The 26,665-nt window shown below is 39.3% G+C and carries 26 protein-coding genes and 1 pseudogene; 14 read left to right on the top strand and 13 right to left on the bottom strand.

The window, feature by feature from the left end; all coding sequences use genetic code 11:
- Positions 1-77: 77 nt before the first annotated feature.
- Both B3H30_RS11840 and B3H30_RS11835 read left to right on the top strand, forming a co-directional pair.
- Positions 78-383: an EthD family reductase gene (locus B3H30_RS11840; protein WP_286775198.1), complete on the top strand. Its 306-nt coding sequence runs from the start codon at positions 78-80 to the stop codon at positions 381-383.
- A gap of 40 nt (positions 384-423) precedes the next feature.
- The gene (locus B3H30_RS11835) at positions 424-1,350 is read left to right on the top strand and encodes an SRPBCC family protein (RefSeq protein WP_254667682.1); all 927 of its coding nucleotides are present in this window, start codon (positions 424-426) and stop codon (positions 1,348-1,350) included.
- A 42-nt stretch (positions 1,351-1,392) separates the two neighbouring features.
- On the opposite strand, the gene B3H30_RS11830 is transcribed toward B3H30_RS11835, so the two are convergent.
- Positions 1,393-2,262: an alpha/beta hydrolase gene (locus tag B3H30_RS11830; RefSeq protein WP_159332938.1), complete on the bottom strand. Its 870-nt coding sequence runs from the start codon at positions 2,260-2,262 to the stop codon at positions 1,393-1,395.
- 244 nt (positions 2,263-2,506) lie between these two features.
- On the opposite strand from B3H30_RS11830, the gene B3H30_RS11825 reads away from it, so the two are divergent.
- Positions 2,507-3,376 carry a pirin family protein gene (locus B3H30_RS11825; RefSeq protein WP_286834112.1) on the top strand — a complete coding sequence of 290 codons (870 nt, stop codon included), beginning with the start codon at positions 2,507-2,509 and terminating at the stop codon, positions 3,374-3,376.
- Positions 3,377-3,481: 105 nt separating this feature from the next.
- On the opposite strand, the gene B3H30_RS11820 is transcribed toward B3H30_RS11825, so the two are convergent.
- Positions 3,482-3,643, bottom strand: a complete 162-nt coding sequence (locus B3H30_RS11820) for a hypothetical protein (RefSeq protein WP_236560192.1) — start codon at positions 3,641-3,643, stop codon at positions 3,482-3,484.
- Between the two features lie 35 nt (positions 3,644-3,678).
- Complete coding sequence (locus tag B3H30_RS11815; RefSeq protein WP_254667681.1) at positions 3,679-4,713, bottom strand: MFS transporter; 1,035 nt, start codon at positions 4,711-4,713, stop codon at positions 3,679-3,681.
- Between the two features lie 220 nt (positions 4,714-4,933).
- Here B3H30_RS11815 and B3H30_RS11810 point away from each other — a divergent pair, with 220 nt between their 5' ends.
- From B3H30_RS11810 to B3H30_RS11795, 4 genes are all read left to right on the top strand, one after another.
- Complete coding sequence (locus B3H30_RS11810; protein WP_070564308.1) at positions 4,934-6,523, top strand: Na+/H+ antiporter; 1,590 nt, start codon at positions 4,934-4,936, stop codon at positions 6,521-6,523.
- Between the two features lie 205 nt (positions 6,524-6,728).
- Positions 6,729-7,313, top strand: coding sequence for a 3,4-dihydroxy-2-butanone-4-phosphate synthase (gene ribB, locus B3H30_RS11805; protein WP_083295864.1), 585 nt, complete (start codon positions 6,729-6,731; stop codon positions 7,311-7,313).
- A complete protein-coding gene (locus tag B3H30_RS11800) occupies positions 7,294-8,052 on the top strand; it encodes a siderophore-interacting protein (RefSeq protein WP_070564305.1) in 759 nt (252 codons plus the stop codon). The genes ribB and B3H30_RS11800 overlap by 20 nt, the downstream gene beginning before the upstream one ends.
- A gap of 70 nt (positions 8,053-8,122) precedes the next feature.
- Entirely contained in the window at positions 8,123-8,692 is a 570-nt protein-coding gene (locus B3H30_RS11795; RefSeq protein WP_070564302.1) for a Crp/Fnr family transcriptional regulator, read from the top strand.
- A gap of 76 nt (positions 8,693-8,768) precedes the next feature.
- Here the strand turns inward: B3H30_RS11795 and B3H30_RS11790 are convergent, their stop codons facing one another.
- From B3H30_RS11790 to B3H30_RS11780, 3 genes are all read right to left on the bottom strand, one after another.
- Positions 8,769-10,004, bottom strand: a complete 1,236-nt coding sequence (locus tag B3H30_RS11790; protein ID WP_349676170.1) for a TCR/Tet family MFS transporter — start codon at positions 10,002-10,004, stop codon at positions 8,769-8,771.
- Between the two features lie 135 nt (positions 10,005-10,139).
- Positions 10,140-10,610, bottom strand: a complete 471-nt coding sequence (locus B3H30_RS11785) for an OsmC family protein (RefSeq protein WP_070564298.1) — start codon at positions 10,608-10,610, stop codon at positions 10,140-10,142.
- Between the two features lie 106 nt (positions 10,611-10,716).
- Complete coding sequence (locus B3H30_RS11780; protein WP_070564295.1) at positions 10,717-11,169, bottom strand: DinB family protein; 453 nt, start codon at positions 11,167-11,169, stop codon at positions 10,717-10,719.
- Between the two features lie 328 nt (positions 11,170-11,497).
- Between B3H30_RS11780 and B3H30_RS11775 the strand changes: the two genes are divergently transcribed.
- Both B3H30_RS11775 and B3H30_RS11770 read left to right on the top strand, forming a co-directional pair.
- Positions 11,498-12,607, top strand: a complete 1,110-nt coding sequence (locus B3H30_RS11775) for a sensor histidine kinase (RefSeq protein ID WP_070564291.1) — start codon at positions 11,498-11,500, stop codon at positions 12,605-12,607.
- A gap of 28 nt (positions 12,608-12,635) precedes the next feature.
- Positions 12,636-13,340 (top strand): LytR/AlgR family response regulator transcription factor, encoded by a 705-nt coding sequence (locus B3H30_RS11770; protein ID WP_070564289.1) that lies wholly within the window; start codon positions 12,636-12,638, stop codon positions 13,338-13,340.
- On the opposite strand, the pseudogene B3H30_RS11765 reads toward B3H30_RS11770, so the two are convergent.
- The 3 genes and pseudogenes from B3H30_RS11765 to B3H30_RS11755 all read right to left on the bottom strand — a co-directional run bounded on the left by B3H30_RS11765 (position 13,296) and on the right by B3H30_RS11755 (position 17,039).
- Positions 13,296-16,427: pseudogene (locus B3H30_RS11765) on the bottom strand (lantibiotic dehydratase). The gene B3H30_RS11770 and the pseudogene B3H30_RS11765 overlap by 45 nt on opposite strands.
- A gap of 12 nt (positions 16,428-16,439) precedes the next feature.
- Positions 16,440-16,808, bottom strand: a complete 369-nt coding sequence (locus B3H30_RS11760) for a hypothetical protein (RefSeq protein WP_070564280.1) — start codon at positions 16,806-16,808, stop codon at positions 16,440-16,442.
- Positions 16,809-16,895: 87 nt separating this feature from the next.
- Positions 16,896-17,039, bottom strand: a complete 144-nt coding sequence (locus B3H30_RS11755; RefSeq protein WP_159332940.1) for a hypothetical protein — start codon at positions 17,037-17,039, stop codon at positions 16,896-16,898.
- A 455-nt stretch (positions 17,040-17,494) separates the two neighbouring features.
- Between B3H30_RS11755 and B3H30_RS11750 the strand changes: the two genes are divergently transcribed.
- The 3 genes from B3H30_RS11750 (at position 17,495) to B3H30_RS11740 (ending at position 20,683) form a co-directional block, all read left to right on the top strand.
- Positions 17,495-17,755 carry a hypothetical protein gene (locus tag B3H30_RS11750; RefSeq protein WP_139144941.1) on the top strand — a complete coding sequence of 87 codons (261 nt, stop codon included), beginning with the start codon at positions 17,495-17,497 and terminating at the stop codon, positions 17,753-17,755.
- A gap of 146 nt (positions 17,756-17,901) precedes the next feature.
- The gene (locus B3H30_RS11745) at positions 17,902-20,319 is read left to right on the top strand and encodes a heavy metal translocating P-type ATPase (RefSeq protein ID WP_286710287.1); all 2,418 of its coding nucleotides are present in this window, start codon (positions 17,902-17,904) and stop codon (positions 20,317-20,319) included.
- 142 nt (positions 20,320-20,461) lie between these two features.
- Positions 20,462-20,683, top strand: coding sequence for a cation transporter (locus B3H30_RS11740; protein ID WP_070564271.1), 222 nt, complete (start codon positions 20,462-20,464; stop codon positions 20,681-20,683).
- A gap of 110 nt (positions 20,684-20,793) precedes the next feature.
- Here B3H30_RS11740 and B3H30_RS11735 read toward each other — a convergent pair whose 3' ends face one another.
- Positions 20,794-22,077 (bottom strand): retropepsin-like aspartic protease, encoded by a 1,284-nt coding sequence (locus tag B3H30_RS11735; RefSeq protein ID WP_070564268.1) that lies wholly within the window; start codon positions 22,075-22,077, stop codon positions 20,794-20,796.
- Between the two features lie 279 nt (positions 22,078-22,356).
- Between B3H30_RS11735 and B3H30_RS11730 the strand changes: the two genes are divergently transcribed.
- Together B3H30_RS11730 and B3H30_RS11725 are read left to right on the top strand one after the other, a co-directional pair.
- Positions 22,357-22,926, top strand: a complete 570-nt coding sequence (locus tag B3H30_RS11730) for a TlpA family protein disulfide reductase (RefSeq protein WP_139144947.1) — start codon at positions 22,357-22,359, stop codon at positions 22,924-22,926.
- Positions 22,927-23,019: 93 nt separating this feature from the next.
- Entirely contained in the window at positions 23,020-23,913 is an 894-nt protein-coding gene (locus tag B3H30_RS11725; protein ID WP_070564262.1) for a cation diffusion facilitator family transporter, read from the top strand.
- A gap of 57 nt (positions 23,914-23,970) precedes the next feature.
- Here B3H30_RS11725 and B3H30_RS11720 read toward each other — a convergent pair whose 3' ends face one another.
- From B3H30_RS11720 to B3H30_RS11710, 3 genes are all read right to left on the bottom strand, one after another.
- A complete protein-coding gene (locus tag B3H30_RS11720) occupies positions 23,971-24,999 on the bottom strand; it encodes a Gfo/Idh/MocA family protein (RefSeq protein WP_070564259.1) in 1,029 nt (342 codons plus the stop codon).
- A gap of 62 nt (positions 25,000-25,061) precedes the next feature.
- Positions 25,062-25,793: a ribose 5-phosphate isomerase A gene (gene rpiA, locus B3H30_RS11715; RefSeq protein WP_070564256.1), complete on the bottom strand. Its 732-nt coding sequence runs from the start codon at positions 25,791-25,793 to the stop codon at positions 25,062-25,064.
- Positions 25,794-25,804: 11 nt separating this feature from the next.
- Entirely contained in the window at positions 25,805-26,557 is a 753-nt protein-coding gene (locus B3H30_RS11710) for a DeoR/GlpR family DNA-binding transcription regulator (RefSeq protein WP_083295861.1), read from the bottom strand.
- Positions 26,558-26,665 lie beyond the last annotated feature (108 nt).

Below are 26,665 nucleotides of genomic sequence, written 5' to 3'. Positions count from 1 at the left end.
TTTTACACCCCTTTTTGTGTTTTGAACTCCACTATATTTGATCTATAAATTTAAATTAATACGACAGGATGGTACGAATGATCGCAATATATAAGACCCCTACGAATAGGGAGTTTTTTGACAAACACTATTTTGAGACCCATATTCCCTTGGCAAAAACGCTTCCTGGACTTATTCGTTATGAAGTGGCCAAAGGTGGAATTATGTCCACGACTGGACACAACGATGTGTATTGTATTGGAACTTTATATTTTGAAAGTATAGCAGCGATTAAAATAGCATTTGCGTCTGAAGAAGGAAAGGCGTGTGCAGTTGACCGAAGAATCTTGGCACCTCATGATCATGATGTTCAGATTTACATATTTGATTCGATTGAGGTATAGGAAGATAAGAAGTATGAGTTAATGGTTAAAAATACGAAGAATGATGAAAAAGGAAGATTTTAAAATGAGTATTACCGTTGATGCAGGTGCTCAACGCGTATTTGAAGCAATCAATAATGTCCGTGGATGGTGGTCTCAAAATATTAAAGGGCCAACTGCTGCTTTGCATGATGAGTTTATATATCATTATCAGGATGTACATCGTTGTCGAATACGAATAGAAACGATGGAAACAGATCGTAAAGTAGCCTGGCGGGTCCTCGAAAACTATTTTAAATTTACCCAGGATGAACGGGAATGGACTAATAGTTCCATTATCTTCGATATTGTTGAAGATGTAGGTACAACTACATTACATTTCACCCATCGTGGGCTTAATTCCCAGATGGAATGTTACAAGGTATGTCATGATGCCTGGACATATTACATAGCGGACAGCCTAAGACAATTGATTTTAACGGGGATGGGACAGCCTACTCCAAAGGAGGAAATAGCGCTGGACGCTATGGAAGAGAATCGCATACCACATGATCCTGGGACAAAAAGTATCTACCATAGATTGTTAATTGAAACTCCGGTAGAGACTGTTTACAAGGCGCTTACAACGGCGGAAGGACTAGCAGGCTGGTGGACACCAGATACGAAGGCAAAGCCAGAGATTGGTGCGATCCTGCGCTTTGGATTTGGTCCCAGCTATTTTAAAAATATGGAAGTTATTGCGCTGAAGCCTTATTCCAGGGTCGAGTGGCGCTGTGTCAAGGCATTTGAGGAATGGATTGGAACGACACTGACCTTTGAACTTGAACCTCAGCAAAAGGGATGTATGCTGCTGTTTCACCATGATGGCTGGACAAATTATAGTGCGGAATTCGCTTCCTGTAGTTTTGATTGGGCACTATTTTTCAGGAGTTTAAAATTTTTCTGTGAAAAAGGAAAGGGTTTTCCTTATCCCGAATTTAATGTATAAAATTCGGGAAGGGGCATAGTGTATTTTTGGTATAAAATGAGACTATCGCAATAGCTTGGCAATCGCATGCAGATAGTCTTTATTTTTAGAAAAATCATTATGTCCCTCCTTTGCCAACCGAATCAATTTATCCTGTTTTTTAAAGAATCTACTCAGTTTAATGGAAGAGTCAAAATAGACGGCTTTATCCTGGTCTCCGTGGAAGATGATCGTTCTACATTTTACTTTTTGTAATGCCGAAGCATTGTCGAAATGAAAGGGGAGCCCGCTTGTATCGAGCTCAGGAGCGATATGTTGCGTCCAATCTTCAAAACTATAGTAAGGTGCCTGAAGAATAAGTATTTTTGGGGCGTTATGCGAAGCAATAGTTGAAGCCAGTGCTGTACCCATCGATTGACCAATTATGATGATATGATCTTCCGGATAATGTTGTTTCAGGTTATCATAGACTATTTGCAGATCACTATAAAGTAGTTCTTCATTGGTTACTTTACCTTCACTTTTTCCGTAACCTCGGTAGTCTAACATAAAAAGATCATAGCCGTTATCAGTATAGATATTCGCAATTTTACCCCAAGTGTCTACCGCCCCATTACTGCCATGCAAATAGAAAATTAGTCCTTTGCTCTTGTCTGCCTTAAACAAGATCCCATGGAGTTTAACATGATCTGCTGTTGTGATAAATTTTTCTTCATATTTGCCCTGAAAATGGAAGGTTGAATCTTGGAGCTTTTTGCTTGGAAATAGTTGTTCCTCAAGGATCTCATTCCAGTTTGGTTTCACTTTAGCCTTACTATTGGCTTGCGCATGTACTACGAGGTATGAAAAGATGAATAGCAGGAGTAATAGCATTGGACGTGACCAAATGTGACGATAGAATTTTGTTAATGCGGTGGTATTGTTTACGTGCATAAATATACTTGGTCTATGATTTTTATTTAAGTTACACATTTCTGTGGCATCCAGAAAATGTGGGAATTCCTAGTTTTAGCGGTATCTTTCTTATAAACTTAATCTAGGTTAAGTTTACGCCTTAATCTAGGTTGTTGGAAGCAGACTTCTTCTTGTCGTACCTTTGAGATAGCAATTTAAAATGAAGTGATCATTTAGGCTTCAACTTAAATTCATCAAGAACGATAAAAAAGGAGATTATAACATGAAAAAATCAATTGAAAGAATTTTCCAACGTCCAGCTCAACCTGGCATGGTAGGAGATGGATTTCGTGTATTTAATATGATACCAGGGAATGGGATTTCCCAAAAGAGGATGAGTCCATTTCTTTTACTGGATTTCAATGCAGCATTTGATTTTGGACCTTCGGATCATATTAGAGGCGTGGATGTACATCCGCATAAAGGATTTGAAACCGTGACTATCGCCTACAAAGGTAGTGTAGCCCATCATGACAGTTCGGGGAATAGCGGTGTTATTCGTCCGGGTGATGTACAATGGATGACTGCCGGCGCTGGCATATTGCATAAAGAGTACCATGAAGAGGAATTTTCAAAGAAACGCGGATTATTTGAAATGGTTCAGCTCTGGGTTAATTTACCAGCGAAAGATAAATCAACAGCGGCGCACTATCAGGCAATTACTGCCGATCAGATGGGGAAAGTCGTGTTGCCCGATGCGGCAGGGGTAGTCAATGTCATCGCGGGGAAATTTCAGGATATGGTTGGACCAGCGAGCACCTATACCCCTGTCAATCTGTTTGACATCAAATTGGAAGAACAGCATGAAACGAACTTTTTGGTTCCACAAAATCATAATACAGCGATGCTCGTTGTGAATGGCGAGGTTGTAGTCAACGGTGAACTTGCTAAGGAGCATAGCTTTGTCTTATTTGGTCATGATGGTGAAGAGATTTCGATAAGGGCAAATAAGAATGCAGTTTTACTTGTGTTAAGTGGTGAACCCATTGATGAACCTATCGTGAGTTATGGCCCATTTGTAATGAATACACAGGCGGAGATTTACCAAGCCTTTGAAGATTTTCAAGCTGGCAAGTTTGGCGTACTTGAATAAATGAAATAAATTTCCATACATGGCTTATATCCTTAATATGTAGGCCATGTATGGAAATCAAAATGTCCGTTAACTTGCATTTCTTGGGATTGTCGTGCTCAACGACTAAGAAAAGTTTTTTGGTCGTCTATCATAGCCGACATGCACGATGAGGACCAGTAGTGTACAACAAAAGCCGGTCAATACCACGCCATTCCATTGAAAGTATTTCCAAGCCAGGGAAGCCAAGTAACTACCCAATGATCCACCGGCAAAGTAACTAAACATATAGACTGTATTTAGTCGGTTGGTTGCCCCTAGATTTAAGGAAAAAAAGCAGATTGATTGCTGATATGCATGGATTGTAAACCCAGGTCGATTAAGATTACACCTGTTATTAATCCGATATAGCTATTCCCTCCGATGTAGAATAAAATCCAGCTCAATAGCAGGATAAATATGGAACCAAGAATAATGGTATACGTAGAAACACGCGTTGCAATCCGGCCGACTGATGCTGCCAGCGCGCCAACAGCCCCTATTAATCCGAAGGATCCCGCTACGGCAGAGCCTGCGTAGAAAGGAGCTTCCTGTAAATGAAATACTAATGTAATCCAAAAAGCACTGAATCCAGCAAAGCCTAAAGCCCCTCTGAGTGCAGATAGCCGTAATACCGGTTGAGTTTTTGTCAGATGGACCAAGGAGTGCATTAATTGGAGATAAGTACCTTGAAATGTCGGTTTTACATCAGGTAGTGCGAAAGCTAATAATAACATGAATAAAACCATTAATGCTATAGCTATATAATAGATTGCTTGCCATCCCCAGATATCGCCAATAAATCCAGCTGCGACACGGGAAAGCAGAATACCCAATAGTAAGCCACTCATGACCATTCCGATTGATGAATTGCGTTTTTCGGGAGCAGCTAGATCGGCCGTGAGGGGAACGAGCATTTGAGGAACGACAGAGCTGAATCCAACCATAAAGCTTGCGATATAGAGCAACTCGAGGGTGGGAGCTAAGACCATAGCCAATAAGGAGACTACGATCAGCAGAAATATGGTTAATATTAATTTCTTTCTTTTTATCATATCTCCCAAAGGGACGATAAAGAGCAGCCCGGTTGCAAAACCGATCTGTGTGAGCATAGCAATCATGCTAATTGCAGCTTCACTAACGTGAAAGTCTTTTGCCATCAATCCCAAAAGCGGCTGATTATAATAGTTGTTGCCGACCACTATTCCCGTTGTCAAGGTAATAAGCCATAAAAGGGGCTTCGTAAGTACAGGTGTATGCCGCTTTGAGTCTACGTGAAACTCTATGTTTTGATTTGTTATGTCTGTTGTATGTATCATTTTGAATTTTATTTCCTTGGCTGCAAATTTACAGCGATCAGTAATGGAGGAATTGAAGAATTCGATCCATGAATTGAAGAATTGAAGTTTGATTAACCTAAATTGATCCAGAAGTTCGATAATTATGTACTGGATTAGCTATTGTGTTGCTGTTTTTTGACTTAAGTCATGGTTTTTCAGTTGCGAGGCGATTAGTTTTGGGACTTAAATTTTTTATCAAATGACAGAACTCGAGCATATTATTTGGATTTCTATTATTTTAATTGTGATCACATCAGTTAGGAGCCGTTTAAAACTAGCACTCCCCATTTTATTGGTTATCGTGGGACTTATATTGAGTTTGGCACAGTGCTTTCCGGTATTGGCGATTAATCCCGATATAATTTTTAATATAGTTTTGCCGCCAATTTTGTTTGATGCAGCCTGGAATACATCTATTCCGGATTTCAAACGGCAATTTTCTAAGATTTCTTTATTGGCAGTCGGACTGGTATTGATTACAACGACTGTTATTGCAGTTGTTGTTCATTCGATCATTCCAGGATTTAACTGGGCGATTTCCTTTGCGTTAGGGGCAATTATTTCGCCACCGGACGCGATAGCAGCGACGAGCATTGCGAAGGATCTTCCCCTATCGAGAAAATTAATCACGCTTCTTGAGGGGGAAAGTCTGCTTAATGATGCATCCGCATTAATTGCATTTAAGTGTGCGATTATAGCATTGGTAAGTGGTGGTTTTTCATTTTGGAATGCTGGATTACAGTTTGTGATAATGGGAATAAGTGGAGTGGCAATAGGTTTGTCGATCGGTTATGGGTTTGTAAAATTACATCGCTTTCTCCATGGCAATAGTAATGTCGAAACCTTTGCTGTGTTGTTGTTACCATTTGCGACATATAGCCTTGCTGAACATTTAGCCGCTTCAGGGGTCCTGGCTGTCGTCAGTTTAGGTATGTATATCTCCTGGAATTCCTTTTCCTTATTTAGCTCAGCAAGCCGTTTACAGATGAGCCATTTTTGGGATGTCATTATTTTTATTCTAAATGGACTCGTTTTTTTGATTTTAGGCATGCAGCTTCCCCACATTGTTGAAGCAATACCTCGTTCAGAAATAATCGTTCTGACTTTGTACGGCTTCTTGATCTTCTGTCTGTTAATTCTGATACGCTTAATTGTGACCCACTTTTTTCCGCTGTTTTCTTGTCGGGAAGATAAAGAGGATGCAGCTTTTCAATGGCGATTTCGAAAGGAGTATATTATTTTGTCTTGGTCGGGTATGCGCGGGGTTGTTTCACTTGCTACCGCATTTGCATTGCCTTTATATGCAAACAATGGTTCGCTCATTGCACAGCGAAATACCGTTCTCTTTCTTTCCTTTGTTGTCATTATTTTCACGTTAGTTATTCAAGGAATTAGTTTGCCTCAACTTATTAAGCGTATTACTCCCAAGCCGAACAAACAGGATAAGGGGAAAGAACTAAACGATTTATTGATTGAGCGTTCGTTAAGCTATTTGGAAAGTCTGGAAATCGACAGACCATTAGTGCAAGAAGTCGTACAAAAGATGCAAGTAAAGTTGCAAAATCAAAGGGAAGAACCTAACGACATGAAGAGATCTATCAAAGACATTATCTGTAGGGATGAGTGGCGAGCATGCTATTTTGACATCGAACTATCTATGATTCAAGTGCAGCGAAAAGAACTTGTGAGAAGCTATCAAAAGGGGATTTATCCCTTGGAAGATGTTAGGAAAAAGGAATTTGAACTTGATTTATGGACAGCAAATATTTATCAAGAAATGAAATTGTAGGTGTTTGCTGTTTTTGACTTAAGTCAATGTTTATTGTTTTTCATGGATAGATCTTTGTCATCAAATAAGCCAGCCTCAGTTATTCGGAAAGAGGCAGGATAATATAGAATGATATGAAAAATTTGTTAACAATGTTTGGGGATGATCCCATAGCAAGAGTAGAAAGGCATTAAAGGATTTACAGGCCGGTAAAGGGGTTCTTCTTATCGATAATGAAGATCGAGAGAATGAGGGGGATCTTATTTTCTCTGCCCAAAACATGAGCATACCGGATATGGTACAAATGATCCGGTATTGTAGTGGTGTTGTCTGTCTTTGTCTCACCCATGAGAAAGCGAATGAATTAGACTTACCTTATATGGTGTCAGCTAATTCAAGTCCTTACCAAACGCCATTTACAGTATCTATCGATGCAAAGATAGGGGCAACTACGGGGCTCTCGGCTTCCGATCGAATTGCCACAATAAGAGCGGCCTGTGCGCAGGATGCCAAACCGGGGGACCTTGTTCGCCCAGGTCATATCTTTCCCTTGCGGGCGCACGCGAACGGAGTATTGGGTCGCGATGGTCATACAGAAGGCAGTATCGATTTGATGCTTATGGCGGGTTTAGAACCGATGGCTGTCTTATGTGAATTGATGAATGAGGATGGGACAATGGCGCGTTTGAATGAGGTCTCAGCATTCGGACTGAAACATAATCTTACCGTATTATCTATTGAGGATATTGTTACCTATAGAAAGCTAAATAGTAATCATCGAAAAACAGTATATGAATCAGACAAACACTAAAAAAATAAGATCGTTATTCCGCGTTGGCCGAAAAGAGTACCTTACACCACATCTTATCAGGGTAATATTTGATTTAACCGATGAGCAGCTCGGGTTATTGGCCGAAGTCAGTTCGGGTTCAAATAACAAGCTTTTCGTTCCGTTACAGCACAATGCGCAAGAAGTAGTCGTCAGAACTTACACCAATCGTAAAATAGATCTTTCTAACAGAGAATTGCATATCGATTTTGTTGTTCATGGTGATAGCGGTCCTGCATCTGCATGGGCAATCAAGGCGGAAAAGGGCGATCAATTGGAAATTGGCATGAAGGAGAGCAAAAGAAAATTGGTTCCCCAGGTAGACTGTTACCTGCTGGTTGGAGACACAACAGCTTTACCGGTTATTGCTGCAATATTAGAAGAGCTTCCAGCGACGGCTAGAGCAAAAGTAATTATTGAGATTCCGGCAAAAGAAGACGAGCTTGTATTGTCCTCAGCCTGCAGTGCACTCATACAATGGTGTTATAATCAGACACCAGAACAAGGGAGTAATCTCGCTGAATATGTTAAAAAAGCCGACTTTAGGGCGGATGATCAAACGAGTTATATCTTTATTGCTGCGGAGTATGCCATTGTGAAAGAATTACGTCATTACTTTCGGGAGGAAAAAGGGAGAACTTCACAAGACCTATATGCCTGCGCATACTGGAGAGTGGGGCATGCAGAAAGTGAACTTATGAATTTAAATGAGCCGATCTAGTTCTTGAATTAGTTACTGTTAATCCAATTTTATTAGTTTTGCTGGAAATTAATTTAGAACAGCAATTAAAATGGATGAGCTATTGATATCCTATATCACGAGTAAAATTACGGTAACAGAAGATGAATTACATCTAATACGCTCATATTTTAAGCCTTTAAAGCTAAAGAAAAATGAGTTTTTGTTGGCCAATGGTGAAATAAGCCAACGCTCATTTTTCGTGACCAAGGGGTGTTTACGTATTTTTTTTATTAATGAGTCTGGACAAGAAGCAACACGCTACTTTGCCTTTGAGAATCAGTTTGCAACCGCATTAGTCAGTTTTATTACAGGAGAAGAGTCCGAAGAATTCATTCAGGCTTTGGAACCTACTGAAATCTACTATATAAGTCATAAGGATTTTTATCATTTGTTGGACCTTATTCCACAGTGGGAGAAGTTCTACCGTCTCTATTTGGAAATTGCCTATGTAACAAATACAAAGCGTCTGATGTCATTTTTAATGCAAGATGCCCTTGAAAAATATCGTTTATTGTTGGATGAAAATCCAATGGTTGTCAGAAGGCTATCCAATAGAATAGTTGCTTCCTATCTGAATATTTCACAGGAGACATTGAGCCGTTTAAAGTCAAAGCTCTAAAACTCAACTGGCCTANNTAGGCCAGTTGAGTTTTAGAGGAAGATAGATGAAAATAGTGCAGACTGATCAATCAGGTTTAAAGATTTATTTGCTGATTTCTCTTTTTGCGAGAAGCATTATAGACAATGATCACACTAATCGTCATCAGGATAAATGCTAAGAAAAACGGCGCGCCAGAAAATTTAAATGGTGCTTTGTCATGGGTGAAATAATAAAATAGGTTTGTCATCATTGGTGGACCAATAATCGATGTTGCACTCATTAAGCTTGTTAGTGCACCTTGAAGTTCACCCTGTTCGTTTGAAGGAACATTTTTTGTAATAACAGACTGAAGAGCTGGTCCACAAATACCACCCAAGCAATAGGGGATAAGGAAGACGAACATCATCCATCCTTCGCTTGCAAACGAGAATAACAGTAGTCCAATAGCATACAGGGTCAATCCATAGAAAATGCTTTTTTGTTCACCAAGTTTGGGCGTTGTCCATCGAATTAAAACGCCCTGAACCAATCCAATCAATAATCCAATAACACCTAATGAGATACCCACCATTCTTTCTGTCCAGTCGAATTTATACATGGTGAAGAAGTTCCAGTTACTTTGAACTGCGTGGCCTGCGATATATATTAAAATTAAGGCAACGATTAATCCGGATATTTCTGGATGTTTTCCAAGAAACTTAAAGGATCCAATTGGATTTGCGCGTTTCCATTCAAAAGCTCTACGTTTTTCTTTATCTAAGCTCTCAGGTAAGATAAAATAGCCATATAGAAAGTTTAGCATACACAGTCCTGCGGCCGCATAAAAGGGAACCCTGGCACCATAGTGACCGAGCAGACCGCCAATAACTGGGCCGATGATAAAGCCTAGACCAAATGCAGCGCCTATCAAGCCAAAGTTCTTTGCCCGATCTTCATCCGTAGATATATCGGCGATATAAGCACTTGCCGTTGTAAAACTAGCACCTGTCAATCCGGCGATAACGCGTCCTAAGAATAGCCAACCTATAGTTGGTGCGAGGGCAAGAAAGATGTAGTCTACCGCAAAGCCAAAAAGTGAGATCAATATAATTGGCCTTCTGCCATATTTATCGCTGAGGTTACCAACGACGGGAGAACAGATGAATTGCGTGAAAGCATAGGCAAAGCCGAGCCAACCGCCATATTTTGCCGCTTCACTGACATCGCTATGAATCAATTCCTCGATAAGTTTAGGGACGACAGGAATAACGATTCCCCAACCCGTAATATCGATTAGTAGTGTAATAAATATGAATCCGATTGCTGCTTTTTTCTTGGAATTTTCCATCATGATTTAAAAGTAATGAAATCCTTAAAAACTTGTTTGTTATTTAATTACTAATTTGTGGTGAGTGTCGCATTTTCGATAGCGTTAACAAATCGAAAAGAGGGAGCTTTTTTATTTCGATAGCGTGCCCATTTCTGGTTAAATCGCTTGACATTTGGGATGGTGCAGCACCGTGAAATTACATGAATTCGCAATAAAACACAGTTTATTTGCTTGGGTATGTAAGGATAAAGCAAGTTCTATCTGGGATTCATCTGTGATGAGAACCTCGGGGTGTAATATAACTTCTGTAAAACGACCACTTCCATCTCCATCCGTTTCCAGGGTAGCGATAGCATTGTCCTTATAGGATAAAATCTCGATGCTATTTTTCGAGCAGACGTATAAATAGGACATCATGTGGCAAGAAATCAGGCTGCTCAGCAGCAAATCTTCCGGATTGTACAATGCAGGGTCACCCTTGAATGCTTTTGCTGCGGAAACTTGCAGGTCAGCTTTCCCCTCGATCGCGATGTGATGGCTTTTTGTATAAATTTTTGAACCTACAACACTAGGCTGTTCAGGATGATTCCAAGCCAAGGACGCTTTAAAGATATGTTTGTAACTCATTTTGTTTCAAATTTAAGGTCTTCTCCGATATTATAGAACGTCTAGTCCGCCAACTGCAACTACTTCGTTTGTCATCAGACCACGGCGGCGTCTGATGACAGTACTGTTATGTGCGAACAAAAGTGATATAATCTGTGTTGACAGGTTCAATGCCATTTTTTCGCATTTCGCTTGCTATTTGCGCCCTGTGATAGGTGCCATGATTAAAGACGTGTAACAGAATGTCGTTGGCCTTGTTATGGAAAGCCTGATGCTGTGTGTTTGTATAATTGACAATTTCATCCTCCGTATCATTTCTGCGCCGAATTTGCTGCCTAAATCCTTCAGAAGCTAAATCGTGATACCTTTGGCAATCGATGATACTGTGCTCATCCCAAACACCAACAGGTGGTTTTTCAACAGTTAATCGACTTAACCAAATAATCTGAGCATTGACAATATGGCTAAAGAGCCGTATGCAAGAATGAGGTACATTTTCGCCTTCACTTTTCAATTTATCCAGGAGTGCTGTATTGGCCCAGTTATTATATAACCAAAGCTGCATAAAAGTAGTTGACATCTAATTGTTGTTTATGTGGGTTCTATAAAATTAAATATACGGAAGATCGCAATAAATTTTTTGCCAACCCCATCAATCGTTCATTTTATGGACAATTTATGGTTGAAAATTTAAAGCAATATATTTGTTACAATTTTATTCTTTTCTACGTAATTCTATTTTTTGGTTTGTTCAGATCTTAATTGAGATATATTCAGATTGTTAGCGTTATAGGTTGTTGTTTTTTGTCGCAGAAATGTCTTTTTGCGTTCTCGCATAGCAAGTCAGACTACCACAGACTAAAGGATATCATTATATTAGACTGATATTATCGAAAATTATGCTATCTATGAACAGGTTTTTCCAAAATTACAATACGGGAAAACGTATTATTCTTCATTTGTGTTTTTGGTTTTTGGTTTTGGGAATGCAATTCATTTCCTATCAGCGGATAGATATTGATAATTCCTGGATTTTGTTTGTAAAGGACGTATTTTCTTTGTTGACCATATTTTATGTAACAGCGTATGTCATCATTCCGCGCTGGTTTATTCCTGGAAAGTTTGTGTTGTGTATATTGTGGTTATTGTTTATTTATGCCTGGTGGTCGTTTCTAAGTTATTTTGCAGCCCTATTAACATTGAAATATCTAACACCAGATGTTCGCCTGTCAAGCTATCTTGAAATAATACTAAGTCAAGGAATCTTCGGTGCTTTTCGCCTTTCTTCCATTAGCGATTATTTGTTGGATTTTATTTTTCTGGTGGCCCTGCCTTTGACCGTAAAAATTGTACAGGTGTTTATGTCTGTCCGAAATTCAAAAATGAAACTCGAATTGAAAAATTCAGCACTTGAGTTGAACAATGTCCAGTTGGAACTTGCTTTTCTAAAATACCAGATTAATCCACATTTTTTACTTAACACACTTTATAGCATCTATGTGCTGGTATCCGATCATGATGAAAGAGGCGGCGAAAGTATGATGCGTTTAAGCAGTATGATGGTGTATTTACTGCATGAAAGTAATCAACCCAGGATAGAAATTAGTCGCGAATTTCAATTGCTAAAGGATTATGTTGAATTGGAAAAGTTACGCTATAGCGAGACCGTGCAGATCAATCTAAATTTGGCGGCTGAAGACGAAAGCTGCATGATGGTTCCTTTGATCTTTTTTCCGTTTGTAGAAAATGCATTCAAACACGGACCTCGGCTAAGTTCTTCGGCGGGATGGATATCCATAGACATTAAGGTGAAGGATGACAAGGTGTATATGCACGTGGCTAATGCATATAGGGAACTTTCAAAACCAGAAAATTATATCGGCGGATTAGGGATAGAAAATGTAAAAAAGCGACTGGAACTTCATTATCCTCATCATCATAATTTGAAAATAAAGTCGCATGAGGGTGTATTTAGTGTTAATCTTGTTGTAAATTTACATTCGGAAACAGAACCGTAGCACCAAAGCAGCGGGTTGCGAAGTACTTATGAATAGAATTAAAACTATCCTTATTGAAGATGAGCCTATTGCGAGAGGTCGCCTGGAGAAATTAGTTTCCAAATTAGGCCTGATCGAAATATTGGGTGTATTTGAAAACCCATTGCAAGCAATTGACGTTTTAAGGCAGCAAGAGGTAGATCTCATTTTGTCAGATATAGATATGCCTGAAATGGATGGAATTACCTTTCTCAAAGGACTTGCTCATCCACCATTTGTTGTTTTTATAACTGGGCATTATGAGTATGCTGTTGATGGGTTTGAATTGGAAGTAATCGATTATATCTTAAAGCCACTCCTGACGGAAGAGCGATTGATCAAGGCAATTGAAAAAGTTCAAAAGGCAATCTTGTTTTCTCGAAGAGGGGCACAGGGTGAAAGAAAAGCGATTAAGATAAAGGATCGGAACAAAACTATTTTTATAGATCCTGCAGATATTTTCTATCTAAAAGCCTGGGGGGATTACATTCAAATTTATACGTTAGAAGGTATGCAGACTTTGCTGTCGACAATGAAAGATATGGAAGCAGAACTGCCTTGGGATATGTATGCTCGTATGCATCGATCCTATATTGTCAATATCAAACAGATCAAGGGTGTTGAGGCAAGTAAAGTCATTCTGAAAAATGGGACAGAACTCGGTATTGGTTTACAATATCGTAATCAGCTCTTCGCGAAGATGGGACTTATATAATTTATCGGGTTCATAGGTTATACGTTTTTTCTGTTTCCCAATTTGCATTTTATAATAGCCAACCATAAAATGGTAAACAGCAAGTTCATGTAAGCGTTGATCGGACATGAACAATCGGTTAATGAACATATGAATGTAGCTTGATAGTAACGATGTTCGGGCTGACTTGAATTCATCTTGATCGGTATGACTCCGTAAGGTGTTAAATATGCTGTATTGAAGTGCATTTAGTTTCTTTTTCGATTCTTCAGGGTTGTCTAAAGGTTTTTCGAACCAGTCTTTTTTCTCTTTAAACTTATTGTTGAGATGAATCCAAAGGTTTTTATTATTATCAAATTCTTGCTGATAAAGGGTATTCATCTGTAGGCAGAAATCTCTTTTCTCGATCAGTGTAAATTTTGCAGCTTCTAATAGCGACTCAATATTTTCGAAAGCCAGGCGCCATCGATCATTGATTGAAGTACTTTGTTGGATAACCTTCAGTACCGTTTCGCTCTGTTGATAGAATAGCTCCTCACTAAGTTCCATACAAAATGGTGTATATCGTTCAATCTCCCGTGTATAAGTGTCAAAGGATAGCGTTGATATCTATCCATCTTTAATAAACTGTTCCAATAGGGTATTAAGCGTGGATATAACGAAATAATACTGGCTTGGATCTGAAAGCTCAACTCTAAATCGAATGTGGGGCGATGGATCGTTGTAGCGTATAAAAAACCATTTTTTTAGGACATCTTGTTGATTAAGTGTCGCTACGATTAGGGGGAAAATTTCCTTTAACAAGGTGTCTGCAACATGTAAACCACAATAGATCTTGGCGTAAAGCCATTCACTGCCCAAGGGGAAGCATCTTTTTAGGTTACTTTCTTGAGGGGCTGATTCATTTGTGAAAGTCTCCTGCTGTGATTCTATTGGAATAATGATTTCGTTGGCAAAAATATGTCCATCTTTATCGCAGGCTACTGATGAATAGTCATTCAGGATATATTCGGTTAATATGATCTCTCTTTTGCACATATGATCCAATACGATTTCTATGCAAAAAGGATTGTCTAAATTTATCAACAATTCATTATCGCCACTGCTGATGATGACCATTGCAGGAATTGCTAGCTCCGCTTGTATATTTTTTATGAAAGCCTGAGGGGTACTGGGGTATTTCGCTATTTTTTGAATTCGCCATTGTGCTCTAGACAAGATAATATTTTTGTAGCTTATTCTTGGGAGTCTCGGCTGCTCCTTCATAATCCCCCAATTCCAGGAAAGATCCAACCTATTATTTTGGAACTGAAAATCTGCGAGAAACTTATATATATTCATACCCTGTTCAAAATTGTGGGCGGTAGTTAAACGGGGTATAACCATTTTATTGAATTTCCTGGACCACAAGATTAGGCGCTGGTCTTTGATGAACAGGTATAAGTCATTAACATCAATTTGCTCTTGTTCTTTATCGATTGTCGGGCTTAGACAAATTGTTGCTTTTCGCAGCGCAGGTCTATAAATGATATTTCCAGCATTATTGTCTGGGTAATGACAAATCTCGGCAAGTATGGCATTTGGAAACTGCTGTTGCTCTGTGTCGGCAGATTCCTTCAACTTGTTATTCAATTTTTCATCCAGATGTGCAAATCTGGAAATTAAGTTTCCTGATGACGAACCACCAATGGTAACCAGATTGAAGAATAAGTTTTCCTGACATGAACTTCTAAGGAGATTGCCGATGGCATAGCATGAAGAAGGGATCGTATTGACAGTTTGTTTACGTTGTTTAGCGATATGATCTAGATCTTTGCTGGTCAGCTGAATTTCGGTGAATTGATTTTTTACACTTTCTACAAATTTTTCAATGACCAGATCTTGATAATGGTGGTCGCCATATTTTTTTTCGCCCGCCGGGGTGATGTTGTTAACTTCCCCGAGTATTTCATCCGTTATATTGTAAACACCTTCTTGACGTCCGTAACCAATCCCAATATCGGGGTCTAGAGCTGTCGTTAGCGGAACCATTCTATCTTCATATTTAACAGAGAACGCAGCTCTAAACCGATCAAAATCTGTTAACTTAGCCTGGTTGCAAAGTGGTAGTAAATCCTGAAATTGATCTCTTATGTGATCTAATGCGGTATCTGATAAATTGTTTTCGTCCATCCCTATGAGAAGGTCCCCCTGTAACGAATTGGTCATATCGAGGTCTGGAGCCAAAGGCTGCAATAATTTAAGGATGGCGGTTCGGATCTCAATGACAGATTGAGAACTATGAAGCCATTTTCTTATCGTTAATAAAGGATTTAAATAATTTCCCTCCTTATCCACTCTTTCAAGCGTCGTTATCAGGCTGTCCAGATAACCTCGGCCAATGACATTGGGCTGTAATTCAGAGGATATGATTCCAAGGCTGATGAGGTTATTGACGAATAGGGCCGCATGCGTTATCGATGCTCCAAGACCTTGCAGCAGATCGATTAATGATTGATAATGACTAGTTTTCTTATTGTGTTCAAAGTATTGGATGACTCGATCCAAAATTGGAGTAAGCCTTATACGTTTCAGGATATGCTGTCCTTTCTTCCCATTTGTCACTTTTTGATAATATTTGTAATATTTACCATCTAAGTATAAGGTGGGATTGAGACGATAATAGAGTTGACTGTAAATTCTTTTGTCTTTTGATATCTGTTCAATAATTTTTGTCAAAATGGTGGTATCCAGTTTTAAAACAGCTTGATTTGCATTTGACCTGATTAACGATACCTTTTTTTCGGAGACGGCAATGTTCCCAAAAGATACCCCTGCGAATAAACCGAAAGGCGTACTTCTGGTGCTCATCCTAATCGCATATTTGAGTAGTGAAGCGATCATTTTTGAGCTGCTTTCTTTCTTGTATTCAAGCCATTTTTGAACTTCCGCCGAGAAGGCCGGGCTTGCCAGAAATAAGGCTTCTTTTAATTGCTCATTTTGAAACAAATGACGAAGTTTCTCTTCTATTTCATGTCGCTCAGTTATCGTTAAAAGATCAACGGCAGATGCAGCTGGAAGTAGCGGCGTGCGCAGAAGAAAATAATCGGATAAGTGGAATAATGACATGAATTAGTTGGACTAGTATTGCATGACTTGTTTTATACAAGACTGAAACATCTGGGGCGAAATTGGTTTTTGCAGCGCAAAATGCTTCCTGTTTTTGATAAATTCTGGATATTGCCAACGTGACACGGCGGAGGTGATGATCAGGATTGGAATATCAGCGATCAATTCGGCTAGTGTATTAATATTACCGCCGCTAACAATGAGATCGAGGAATAGGATGTCTGCAGATTTTAGATCATGGCTAAATAATGCTGGATTTTCAATGTCTTCAACCATCTTAATCAATTGAAGATCTGGAAACATGTGAATGTATTCAACTATTTTTTTTGTCGCCAGGGGTTCATCCTCAATGAGAATACATTTAAGCTTGGGTGAAGTCATATACTTGATTCTTTTTTTATTTATTAGGCAATGAAGACGATTGCTGTAAAGGCGCCTACCAGAACGCCTTCACAGCGTTATCCTCTTTTATATTACTTTTGAAGATGTAACTGTCTTAATAGTTACCAGTTCCATATCATCAAAATCAAAAAATGAGATCGGTTCTACCGCGCAGACAGTTTGTACATCCAGTACAAAATCCTCTGCTAAAAAATTTTCAATGTTTTCCATAGTTATACGTTTAAATTGTAAACAAATGTGCTCGCTATGGAAAAGAACAACGAAAAATATCGACAGAATTGAAAATGAATCAGACGAACTAAAGAATCTATTCGACGAAAAAAATAGTGTCTGTTGCTATTTATGTTCGCGATGTAGTAGACTTTGTTTGCAAAGCCTGCCAGATCATCATGGACATTGAAAGAAGTGCTATTGTGTGTTTCTGGAAAATTCGACGAAATAGCATTTGAGTACGATGAAACAGCAGTAGCTTCATTGTAGTATTCCATCTGGTTCGTTATCTTAGATTCGTCTATTTTAGCATCAAAAAACCATTTCTTTAGCCATTAAAGCCATGTAGCTTAAATAGATAAACCAACGAGAGGGCTTGAGGTAATTCCTTAAACCAAAAAAGCATCTACCAAAAAAATAGGTGAGTAGTGTGGGCGCGTAAAACAAATGAGAATATGAATTTATCTAATGAAATGTATGGTTTTTTGAAAAGAGAAGGTTTACGGTTATTTAGAAAAAAAGTAAGCTGGCAGACCTCTGCGAGATATCAAATCTATGGAGATGGGAAAACAAAGATCGGTGTCGCATTTGACAGAATTCAAAATTTTATCGATGAAGATACCAGTGCATCCGGCTGGAGTGGAATGGAAAAGATTAAACTCGAAGAACGGGGTGATTACATTATCTATGGTTTTGTTGAGAAAATTGAAAGCTAAAGAAGAGTTCTCCATATGATTTTTCCATTGAGCTTGACCTTTCGTATTTTATTATCGAGTAAATTTTACAAATCAATTCCTTAATTGTGTAATGACTTTAATCTTATTTGTGGCCAAATTTGTTGTGTAAAATTAAACAATAAGTTATGGCGACAGATATTTATAAGGATACGGTTTATCTACCTTTAGAAGATGTTGAAAGCGAACATTGTGCATCAATTGTCGAAAAAGGACTAGCCCAAGTTAAAGGCCTAGCGAGCTATCGGGTGGAATTGAATAACCACAGAGCTGCTATCGTACCGAAGGATAGTGAAGCCGTCGTTAGCAGTGTAAAAACGATCAAAGATCTTGGTTATGGTGTTTCTACATTAACCAAAACATTTCCAGTTCTTGGGATGACTTGTGCCTCCTGCGCCAGTAGCGCTGAAAGTATGGCGAAATATGAACAAGGGGTTGTCAATGCGTCTGTAAATTTTGCAACAGGAAACCTTACGGTGGAGTATTTGCCTAATATTACGGATCATTTAAAAATCCAGAAAGCGGTTCAGGCTGGTGGCTATGATTTATTAATCGAAGATGAATCTACTCAGCAGAAAACGTTGGAGGCTATTCACGCCGAGAAATTCCGTAAGCTTAAAATCAAAACTCGATGGGCAGTAATACTTTCGCTTCCCGTGGTCGTGATAGGTATGTTCTTTATGGATATGCCGTACGCAAATCCTATTATGTGGCTGTTTTCCACGCCAGTAGTTCTTTGGCTGGGCAAGGACTTTTTTGTCAACGCGTGGAAACAGGCAAAACATCGTTCCGCCAATATGGATACGCTTGTTGCGTTAAGCACGGGAATAGCCTACATCTTTAGTGTGTTTAATATGCTCTTTGCTGAATTTTGGCATCAGCGTGGCTTGCATGCACATGTGTATTTTGAGGCCGCCTCAGTCGTCATTGCTTTTATTTTATTGGGTAAGCTACTGGAAGAGAAGGCTAAAGGTAACACCTCATCCGCCAATAAAAAGCTAATGGGCCTGCAGCCTAAGACGGTGATGGTCATTCAATCGGATGGAACAGAGCGTCAGGTCGCTATAGAAGCCGTTAATACTGGCGATATTATTCTGGTGAAACCAGGGGAGAAGATCGCCGTTGATGGGGTTGTTATCAGCGGAAATTCCTATGTTGACGAAAGTATGTTAAGCGGAGAGCCGGTCCCTGTTTTAAAAATGGGCAATGAGCAGGTATTTGCAGGGACGATCAACCAGAAGGGCAGTTTTCAGTTCAAAGCTACAAAAGTTGGCCGGGAAACAATGCTTGCCCAAATCATTAAAATGGTACAGGATGCACAAGGAAGCAAGGCCCCTGTGCAAAAACTGGTCGATCGAATTGCTGCTGTATTCGTTCCTATTGTCATTGGTATTGCTATTTTAACTTTTCTACTGTGGTTTACTTTAGGTGGAGAAAACCATCTGGTACAGGGTTTAATGGCGGCAGTAACGGTTTTGGTTATTGCTTGTCCTTGCGCACTAGGTTTAGCAACTCCCACAGCAATCATGGTTGGAGTGGGTAAGGGAGCTGAGCAGGGTATTTTAATTAAAGATGCGAAAAGTCTGGAGCTGGCCAAAAAGGTAAATACAGTTGTTTTGGATAAAACCGGCACCATTACGGAAGGAAAGCCTGTGGTCACTGACCTTTATTGGAAAAATGATGAGGATAGTTTGAAAGGTATCTTGTTGAGCCTGGAGAAACAGTCAGAGCATCCATTGGCAGAAGCTGTAGTCGGGTATTTTAAAGATGTAAAAGCTACTCCAGTATCCTTTATCGAAAGTATTACTGGGAAAGGTGTTAAAGGCAGTGATGGAATCGAAACGTACTCTGTAGGTAATCGCAGGTTGTTGGATGAGAATGGGATTACAATTCCGACGGATTTGATGGAACATGGCACCCAGTGGGAAAATCAATCCAAAACAGTGATATGGTTTGCCAACAGTCATACTGCGTTAGCGGTAATAGCCATTGCGGACCGGATTAAGGAAACTTCTGTACGTGCCATCAAGGAGATGCAGGCCATGGGCATTGAGCTATATATGCTGACTGGTGACAACGAGGCTACGGCTAGGGCCATTGCCGCGGAAACAGGTCTTCAGCATTACAAAGCGGAAGTATTGCCAGAGCACAAAGCTGATTTTGTTAAAGAATTGCAGCAAAGAGGGCAGGTGGTCGCTATGGTTGGGGACGGTATTAATGACAGTACAGCCTTAGCAACGGCCGATGTCAGTATTGCAATGGGGAAGGGAAGTGATATTGCAATGGATGTAGCAAAAATGACAATTATTTCATCTGATTTGACGAAGATACCGCAGGCCATTCGACTTTCGAAACAAACGGTCGCGACGATTAAACAAAATTTGTTCTGGGCGTTTATTTATAATTTAATTGGGATTCCCCTCGCTGCAGGTATTCTGTATCCATTCAATGGTTTCCTTTTAAACCCGATGATAGCTGGAGCTGCAATGGCATTGAGTAGTGTAAGTGTTGTCAGTAATAGCTTGCGACTTCGCTGGAAAAAATAGCTAACTATGGTTGAGGTCTAGACCTCATCTTAAACGGTAAATATTGCAAAACAAAATAGAAAAACTGTAAGTACAACCCATCGAATTAAAGGGATATTTGTATAGATAATTAAATAGATTAATAACATTAAAATTAAATAACATGGAAAGCAAAGAATTCCAATTTAAAACAAACCTTACTTGTGGGGGATGCGTGTCCAAAGTAAGCGCTGATCTGGATAGTGTAGACGGTATCTATGAATGGAATGTTGACACCACAAATGCAGACAAAATTCTGACTGTAAAAGCTGAAGGCGTTTCGGAGGAAGAAATCATTGAAATTATCAAAAAGAAGGGCTTTAATGCGACGGCCTGCTCCGCCTAATTGTTCAATAAATCTATAGAACCCCATAAAAACACCCTAAAAGTTTTCTCCAACCTTTAGGGGTTTTTTATGGGGTATTGTGATGAGACTAAACCGAGCTTAGCTTTCTGTTAATTAAATTGGATAAACATATCTTTAAAATTTAGTATCATTATAGAAAATTGGCGAATAATATCTTGTCCTATATTTGCATACACGGTTTCATTCTTAATCTTAGATTTTAATAGGCTTATATTTTTAAGAGCGATCGGTTTATCGCTAATATGGAATGTATGTTGTATAACAAATCCGTCATATTCAACTTGACCGCCTGCGCCTCCCATGGCGACCTTGGTCGGTATATCCTGTTTTTCGATATGTTGTTTGTAGGTTTCGTAAAATGGTGCATAAAGGATTGTTTTTTCAGCTCCTGTATCAAAAGTATAGTGCTTTCCATCAATGGCAATAAGCGGTGATAACCCATCTATTGCAAGATTCGATGCTTTCCATGAAACTGTAGGTCTCTTGGGTACAATGAAAAAATCGTCCTGTGTAAGCTGTACTTCTTGCAGTGCTTCAATAACAGGGAAGCCTATTATACCATTGATCTGATAGCCAATTTGCGGGATACAAAGTGCGCTGTCTGGGAAAACCAGGAATATTGCGTTTGAAATGTTGATGCTACCAAGTTTTAATTGTTTACAAACGGCCAAATCGGCTTTGATAAAAACACCGGTAATGGCGTCTACATCAATATCTGCACGGATAAGATCCATATGAAGACGTTTGGCCACGGACTCTGTGACTGTCGATAGGTTTGCTCCGGTATCAAATATAAAACTTGCCGTATCGCCGTTGACTGTTAGTGTTAGATTCTTCAACCCGGCTTTATCTTTCGTCATTTTAAGACGGGTATCGGCGTTGATTTCTATAAGCTGTGGCCGCACATGTTCAAGTGCTGACCAGATTTTTAGATTGTTTCTGAGATCCGCTCTTGTATCTGTTGACAGCAAAGGATCGAAGTCGAGTAGGATTTTCTGGGTTGTCTGTTTTGCCCCCGCGTAATCTTTCAGTTTGACAAAATTATCTTCCTGAACACGCCATAATTTTAGTCGCAGTGTGTCGGGTAATTCTTCTGTTGCTGCGCTCAATAGTGCTATTTTTTTGTTTGAAGCGATGGGTTTGTTAAAGGCGTTATCGAGTATTGCCAAAATAAAAACTTGCTCATTGGCGTTTAAGAAAGGTTTATTTACCCTAAACAGGTCGCGGGCAGTGAAGAAATCTTTTGATGCTATTAGCTGATATAGCCTGTTGAATTTAGTTGAGGAGGATTGTCCGAAATTAAGCTGGATGGTGATGAATAACAGGAAACATATTGATACGCATTTTTTGAAATGATTTGCTGGGAGATTCATGGTGTATTCAATTAATTGTCTTTTGGTCAACGATATGTTCACGCTCTTAAATGTCGGAAAAGTTCTTGTTAATTTTTTAATTTTATTGTTGCTTATTTTGTTATTGATCAATGGTTTATGTTGTGGAGTTGTGTGTAATACTTGTGGTCTTGAATAATTAAGGTTAAATTAGCTAATGTTTTGAGAAATTTCTCCCAGAAGGATTGGATAGGCGAGGTCTCCGCGATTGGTGGACAGTAATATATTTGTAAATAGCATAATTTAATGAAACAGAAGACGATGAATATTAGGTATAATAAAGGAATTATTTTTTTTGGTCTTGCGGCTTTATCGACCAGTTTATTTTTTGGCTGTGGAAACACAGGCACTAAAAATGAGGCCAAGGCCGAAAAGGTAGAGGGACCTGCTGAAGCTATTGCTGACACTGCAACCACAACGCAGGAGTTATCTTTTAAGGATAAAGAGGGTAAGGTTCTTCAATTAAGTGCTTTAAAAGGTAAGGTCGTGTTTATTAATTTCTGGGCGACCTGGTGTCCCCCATGTATTCATGAACTACCTTCTATTGACCAGCTTAGGCAATCGCTTAAAGATAATAAAGATATCGTTTTTCTCATGGTAGATGTTGATGGCGACATAGAAAAGTCTTCAGCATTCATGGCCGAAAACAAGTATGATCTACCACTTTACATAGCAGCGGGTGAAATTCCTGCAGAATTCTTAGGACAGTCCATACCAACAACGGTTATCTTGGATAAAGCGGGTAAGATCGTAGAGCGTCTGGAAGGAAGCCGTGACTATGGGGCCCCTGAGATAAAAAAAGCATTGGAGGATATCGCGAGCGGTAGCTAAAGCTCGAAGGTTGTGATCACTATTTTATATAGCTGGAGAATAGAATTTGAAAAGAAAAACATTATTTTCGCGGTGTCAAGTTAATTTATAGCTATGTCCGAACTTCAAGAGCAGACTGCAGTCAGAACGACTTATTTTAGTATTGTAGGTAATGCATCACTGGCATTATTAAAATGGTTAGCTGGTTTCTTTGGAAACTCTTATGCGCTGATAGCGGATGCAATTGAGTCAACGGCAGATATTTTCTCTTCATTTCTAGTGCTCCTCGGTTTAAAATATGCGCAACGACCTGCCGACGACAATCACCCTTATGGCCATGGTCGGGTAGAACCACTCATTACATTTATTGTCGTTGGTTTTCTTATTGTTTCTGCAACCATAATCGCTTATGAAAGTATTGAGAATATAGGAACGCCACATGACCTGCCAAAGCCTTGGACCTTATTTGTTCTGGGTGGGATCATTGTGTGGAAAGAGATTTCTTATAGGATCGTTATGAAGAAAAGTAAAGAAACTAATAGTTCTTCACTTCGTGCAGACGCTTGGCATCATCGAAGCGATGCGATAACGTCAGTTGCAGCTTTCATTGGGATATCTATTGCATTGTTGCTCGGAAAGGGATATGAAAATGCGGATGACTACGCGGCATTATTTGCCGCTGGATTTATACTTTATAACTGTTACCATATTTTCAGACCGGCGCTTGGCGAGATCATGGATGAAAATGTATACAATGAGGTCATTGACAATATCCGGCAAGAAGCATTAAAAGTAGATGGGATAAAAGCCACGGAAAAATGTTTTGTCCGCAAATCGGGGGCTAAATATCACGTCGATCTGCACGCTATTGTCGATAGTGAAATTACGGTAAGAGAAGGGCATGAGCTGGCGCATAAACTCAAAGACCACTTGGTTGCGCATATTCCTGATCTTGGTCATGTGATGATCCATATTGAACCGAACGAATGCCTTTGGGAATCAAATTAAAAATGGCAGCACCTATTATTTTTCTTGAACCGTGCTGCCATTTGATTGTTTAAAAACTTAGGTGTTTTCAGCTTCAAGCAATTGAATCTGCCATTTAATCTGATCCGCTTTAATAGGGTAATCGATATTATTTCTTAAGCTTTCATAAATGGCTTCAAACAGCTGATTGTAATCTCCTGTATGTGGCGTTACTAAAGACTCATGTTTTTGATTTGATACGTCTATCGTAACAAGTTTTCCCTCGAGGCCGGCTGGCTCAAGGCCATAAGATGGATCGTCGGGCAACATACCATCTAGCAATTGCTGTTCTTGCACATCCGTCATATTCTTGATAAAACTCCCTTTTGTACCATGTAAGACAAAGGCGGGCTGCGGAGAGGCGACAAGTAAACTGCCTGTTAAATACACGTTCAGTCCAGCTGGATAATAAAGATGATAGTGAAAATAATCTGCAACTTTAGAATCGGGTCTGTTGATGGATGTTGTCTTGGTAAATTTAACCGGTTTTCCAAAAAGTGAGATTGCCTGATCAATAAGGTGCGGACCTAGGTCATAAGTGATACCATTGGAAATATACTGCGTATCTTCCTTAAAGTATTTTTGTCCCAATTCCATTTTATAGCGATCAAATCTGAAATGCACTTCAATCAGCTTTCCTAATTCTCCACTTTCGATCACTTTTTTAATGTCTAAAAAGTGACTATCATATCGTCTGTTTTGATAGAAAAATAAGTCTTTTCCTTGTTTTTTGCTGATGGCAAGAAGCGTATCGAATTGTGTAGAATCATCAACGGCAGGTTTTTCTATCAAAACGTGTTTTCCTGCCTCTAGGGCGTCTTTTGCATATTGGAAATGGGTATAGTTTGGTGTGTTCACAATGACCAGTTCGATGCTTTCATCCGCTAGTAATTCAGTTATATTATCGTAGCTTTTTATTGCCGGATAAAATTCATGTGCGTTTTTTTTCGACCGTTCTACAACAGCGCTGAGATTGAAATGTGGATTGGTATGTATAAATGGCGCGTGAAAAACACGTCCTGACATGCCAAAACTTAGTATTCCTGTGTTAATTTGAGTGTGTTTCATGTTGATTTAAAATATTTTAGCGCAGTTTTGCTACTTGTTGGACTTCAATATAAAATTTAATGCTATTGCGTGCTTTTTTTGTCCGTGTTCGATTCTACAATGCGGTTTGCAAAGTGATGTGTTACGCCATCTTCTGTTGCTCGAAGACATACCGAACACAGTTGATAAAAAAGTGAATGTTCTACAACGCCTGTAATGAGTTTGATTTGTTTATTCAAATCAAAAATATCAGGCAGTTTAGAAAAATAAATGTCTGCCAGGAAATTACCTCTCTCAGATAGTAGAGGCCCCGATTTTTGTTCAGATTTTCGTAATACAATGTTTGATATCGCTGAAGAATAGCTTGATTTTAGTTCTTTAAGTACCGATAGCCAGGCGTCGGGAATAATTTCAACACATAGCGGATATTTTGTGGTCAGTTTATCGACCATCTTTGCGCCATCGACCAAGAGAATAAATTGCTTTGCCATATTCGCCATAATCTTTTCACCTGTATGTACGCCGCCGCCACTTTTGAACGCATTTAAATGAATGTCCACCTGATCACAGCTGTCAAAATAATAATCCAGCGTTGCTATGGTACTGTTATCAATACAAATAAGACCATTTTCTTGGAGCAGTATTTTGGTTTCCAAAGAAGGCGATGTAAATTTCAGGCTGGATTTAAAACTGACCCTACTGGCAATTAATTCAATGAAATAAGCTATTGTTGATCCAACACCTAGTCCAATGAATTGATCAGGTTCTAAAAGTTGAAGAGCAGCTTTGGCGGCTTCCTGTTTGAGATTGTTCATAAATGGTAAACTTATAAAATTGTAATACCTTGTTCGACATAAGGCTGCAAAATGCGATCAGAAGGATCCTTTTCTGTAATTAAATAACTGATATCAGATGCGCGGCATGTTAGAAAAGATGCCAGGGTATCGAGCTTATTGCTCGTTGTGGCAGCAACAATGTTCATTGAATTTTTACATAGTACTCTTTTGATAGCTGTTTCTTCGCGAGTTCTTGCCGTAAGTCCACGATAGGGGTCCAGGCTACATACACCTATGAAGCTGACATCCGCATATATTTCTTCAAAGGTAGAAATAGTTTGCTGTCCCTGCATCGTAAGAGATGATTTGCAGAAAGCGCCACCCGCGAAAATCAAGCTGATGTTTGGGAGGTTTGCAAGTATATTGGCTATTGGGAGACTATGTGTGACCACAGTAAGGTTTAGGCTATCTGGAATGTTGCCAGCAATTGCCTGTGTTGTTGTGCCACCGTCAAAAAAGACGACTTGATGATCTTTCAATAGTGTGATCGATTTTTCTGCTATGGCTTGTTTCTCCATAACATCAAGGTTATTTCGGTCGTATATATCGAATGGTAAGTTTGACCGTAAAGTGGCTCCCCCTCGAATAGCGCGGAGCAAGCCAGCGTCAGATAGTTCTTTAAGATCACGTCGGACGGTATGCTCAGAGACACCAAGTTCGGCCGCTAACTCTGTCATAACTAATTTCCTTTCCTTTTTGATTTTAACTAATATAAAATCGTGACGTTCTTCTTTGGATATCATGCTATAAATGTAGTGTTTTTGTGCTATATGCTGCAATATTTGCCATTATAATCGTTTTAGTATTGCGATATATTGCAATATTTCGAGTTATTTATCGTTGAATTGTTT

It is taken from the genome of Sphingobacterium sp. UBA7038 (assembly GCF_002494055.1).
Taxonomy (GTDB): Bacteria; Bacteroidota; Bacteroidia; order Sphingobacteriales; family Sphingobacteriaceae; genus Sphingobacterium; species Sphingobacterium multivorum.
The sequence above is the reverse complement of the archived record's forward strand: the minus strand, read 5'-3'. Positions and strand labels throughout refer to the sequence as shown.

What these genes read in the sequence shown, in the direction of transcription:
- B3H30_RS11840 (WP_286775198.1), top strand. Translation starts at nt 78, where the DNA reads ATGATCGCAATATATAAGACCCCTACGAATAGGGAGTTTTTTGACAAA.
- B3H30_RS11835 (WP_254667682.1), top strand. Translation starts at nt 424, where the DNA reads ATGATGAAAAAGGAAGATTTTAAAATGAGTATTACCGTTGATGCAGGT.
- B3H30_RS11830 (WP_159332938.1), bottom strand. Translation starts at nt 2,262, where the DNA reads ATGCACGTAAACAATACCACCGCATTAACAAAATTCTATCGTCACATT.
- B3H30_RS11825 (WP_286834112.1), top strand. Translation starts at nt 2,507, where the DNA reads ATGAAAAAATCAATTGAAAGAATTTTCCAACGTCCAGCTCAACCTGGC.
- B3H30_RS11820 (WP_236560192.1), bottom strand. Translation starts at nt 3,643, where the DNA reads ATGTTTAGTTACTTTGCCGGTGGATCATTGGGTAGTTACTTGGCTTCC.
- B3H30_RS11815 (WP_254667681.1), bottom strand. Translation starts at nt 4,713, where the DNA reads ATGATACATACAACAGACATAACAAATCAAAACATAGAGTTTCACGTA.
- B3H30_RS11810 (WP_070564308.1), top strand. Translation starts at nt 4,934, where the DNA reads ATGACAGAACTCGAGCATATTATTTGGATTTCTATTATTTTAATTGTG.
- B3H30_RS11800 (WP_070564305.1), top strand. Translation starts at nt 7,294, where the DNA reads ATGAATCAGACAAACACTAAAAAAATAAGATCGTTATTCCGCGTTGGC.
- B3H30_RS11795 (WP_070564302.1), top strand. Translation starts at nt 8,123, where the DNA reads ATGGATGAGCTATTGATATCCTATATCACGAGTAAAATTACGGTAACA.
- B3H30_RS11790 (WP_349676170.1), bottom strand. Translation starts at nt 10,004, where the DNA reads ATGATGGAAAATTCCAAGAAAAAAGCAGCAATCGGATTCATATTTATT.
- B3H30_RS11785 (WP_070564298.1), bottom strand. Translation starts at nt 10,610, where the DNA reads ATGAGTTACAAACATATCTTTAAAGCGTCCTTGGCTTGGAATCATCCT.
- B3H30_RS11780 (WP_070564295.1), bottom strand. Translation starts at nt 11,169, where the DNA reads ATGTCAACTACTTTTATGCAGCTTTGGTTATATAATAACTGGGCCAAT.
- B3H30_RS11775 (WP_070564291.1), top strand. Translation starts at nt 11,498, where the DNA reads ATGAACAGGTTTTTCCAAAATTACAATACGGGAAAACGTATTATTCTT.
- B3H30_RS11770 (WP_070564289.1), top strand. Translation starts at nt 12,636, where the DNA reads ATGAATAGAATTAAAACTATCCTTATTGAAGATGAGCCTATTGCGAGA.
- B3H30_RS11760 (WP_070564280.1), bottom strand. Translation starts at nt 16,808, where the DNA reads ATGACTTCACCCAAGCTTAAATGTATTCTCATTGAGGATGAACCCCTG.
- B3H30_RS11755 (WP_159332940.1), bottom strand. Translation starts at nt 17,039, where the DNA reads ATGGAAAACATTGAAAATTTTTTAGCAGAGGATTTTGTACTGGATGTA.
- B3H30_RS11750 (WP_139144941.1), top strand. Translation starts at nt 17,495, where the DNA reads ATGAATTTATCTAATGAAATGTATGGTTTTTTGAAAAGAGAAGGTTTA.
- B3H30_RS11745 (WP_286710287.1), top strand. Translation starts at nt 17,902, where the DNA reads ATGGCGACAGATATTTATAAGGATACGGTTTATCTACCTTTAGAAGAT.
- B3H30_RS11740 (WP_070564271.1), top strand. Translation starts at nt 20,462, where the DNA reads ATGGAAAGCAAAGAATTCCAATTTAAAACAAACCTTACTTGTGGGGGA.
- B3H30_RS11735 (WP_070564268.1), bottom strand. Translation starts at nt 22,077, where the DNA reads ATGAATCTCCCAGCAAATCATTTCAAAAAATGCGTATCAATATGTTTC.
- B3H30_RS11730 (WP_139144947.1), top strand. Translation starts at nt 22,357, where the DNA reads ATGAATATTAGGTATAATAAAGGAATTATTTTTTTTGGTCTTGCGGCT.
- B3H30_RS11725 (WP_070564262.1), top strand. Translation starts at nt 23,020, where the DNA reads ATGTCCGAACTTCAAGAGCAGACTGCAGTCAGAACGACTTATTTTAGT.
- B3H30_RS11720 (WP_070564259.1), bottom strand. Translation starts at nt 24,999, where the DNA reads ATGAAACACACTCAAATTAACACAGGAATACTAAGTTTTGGCATGTCA.
- rpiA (WP_070564256.1), bottom strand. Translation starts at nt 25,793, where the DNA reads ATGAACAATCTCAAACAGGAAGCCGCCAAAGCTGCTCTTCAACTTTTA.
- B3H30_RS11710 (WP_083295861.1), bottom strand. Translation starts at nt 26,557, where the DNA reads ATGATATCCAAAGAAGAACGTCACGATTTTATATTAGTTAAAATCAAA.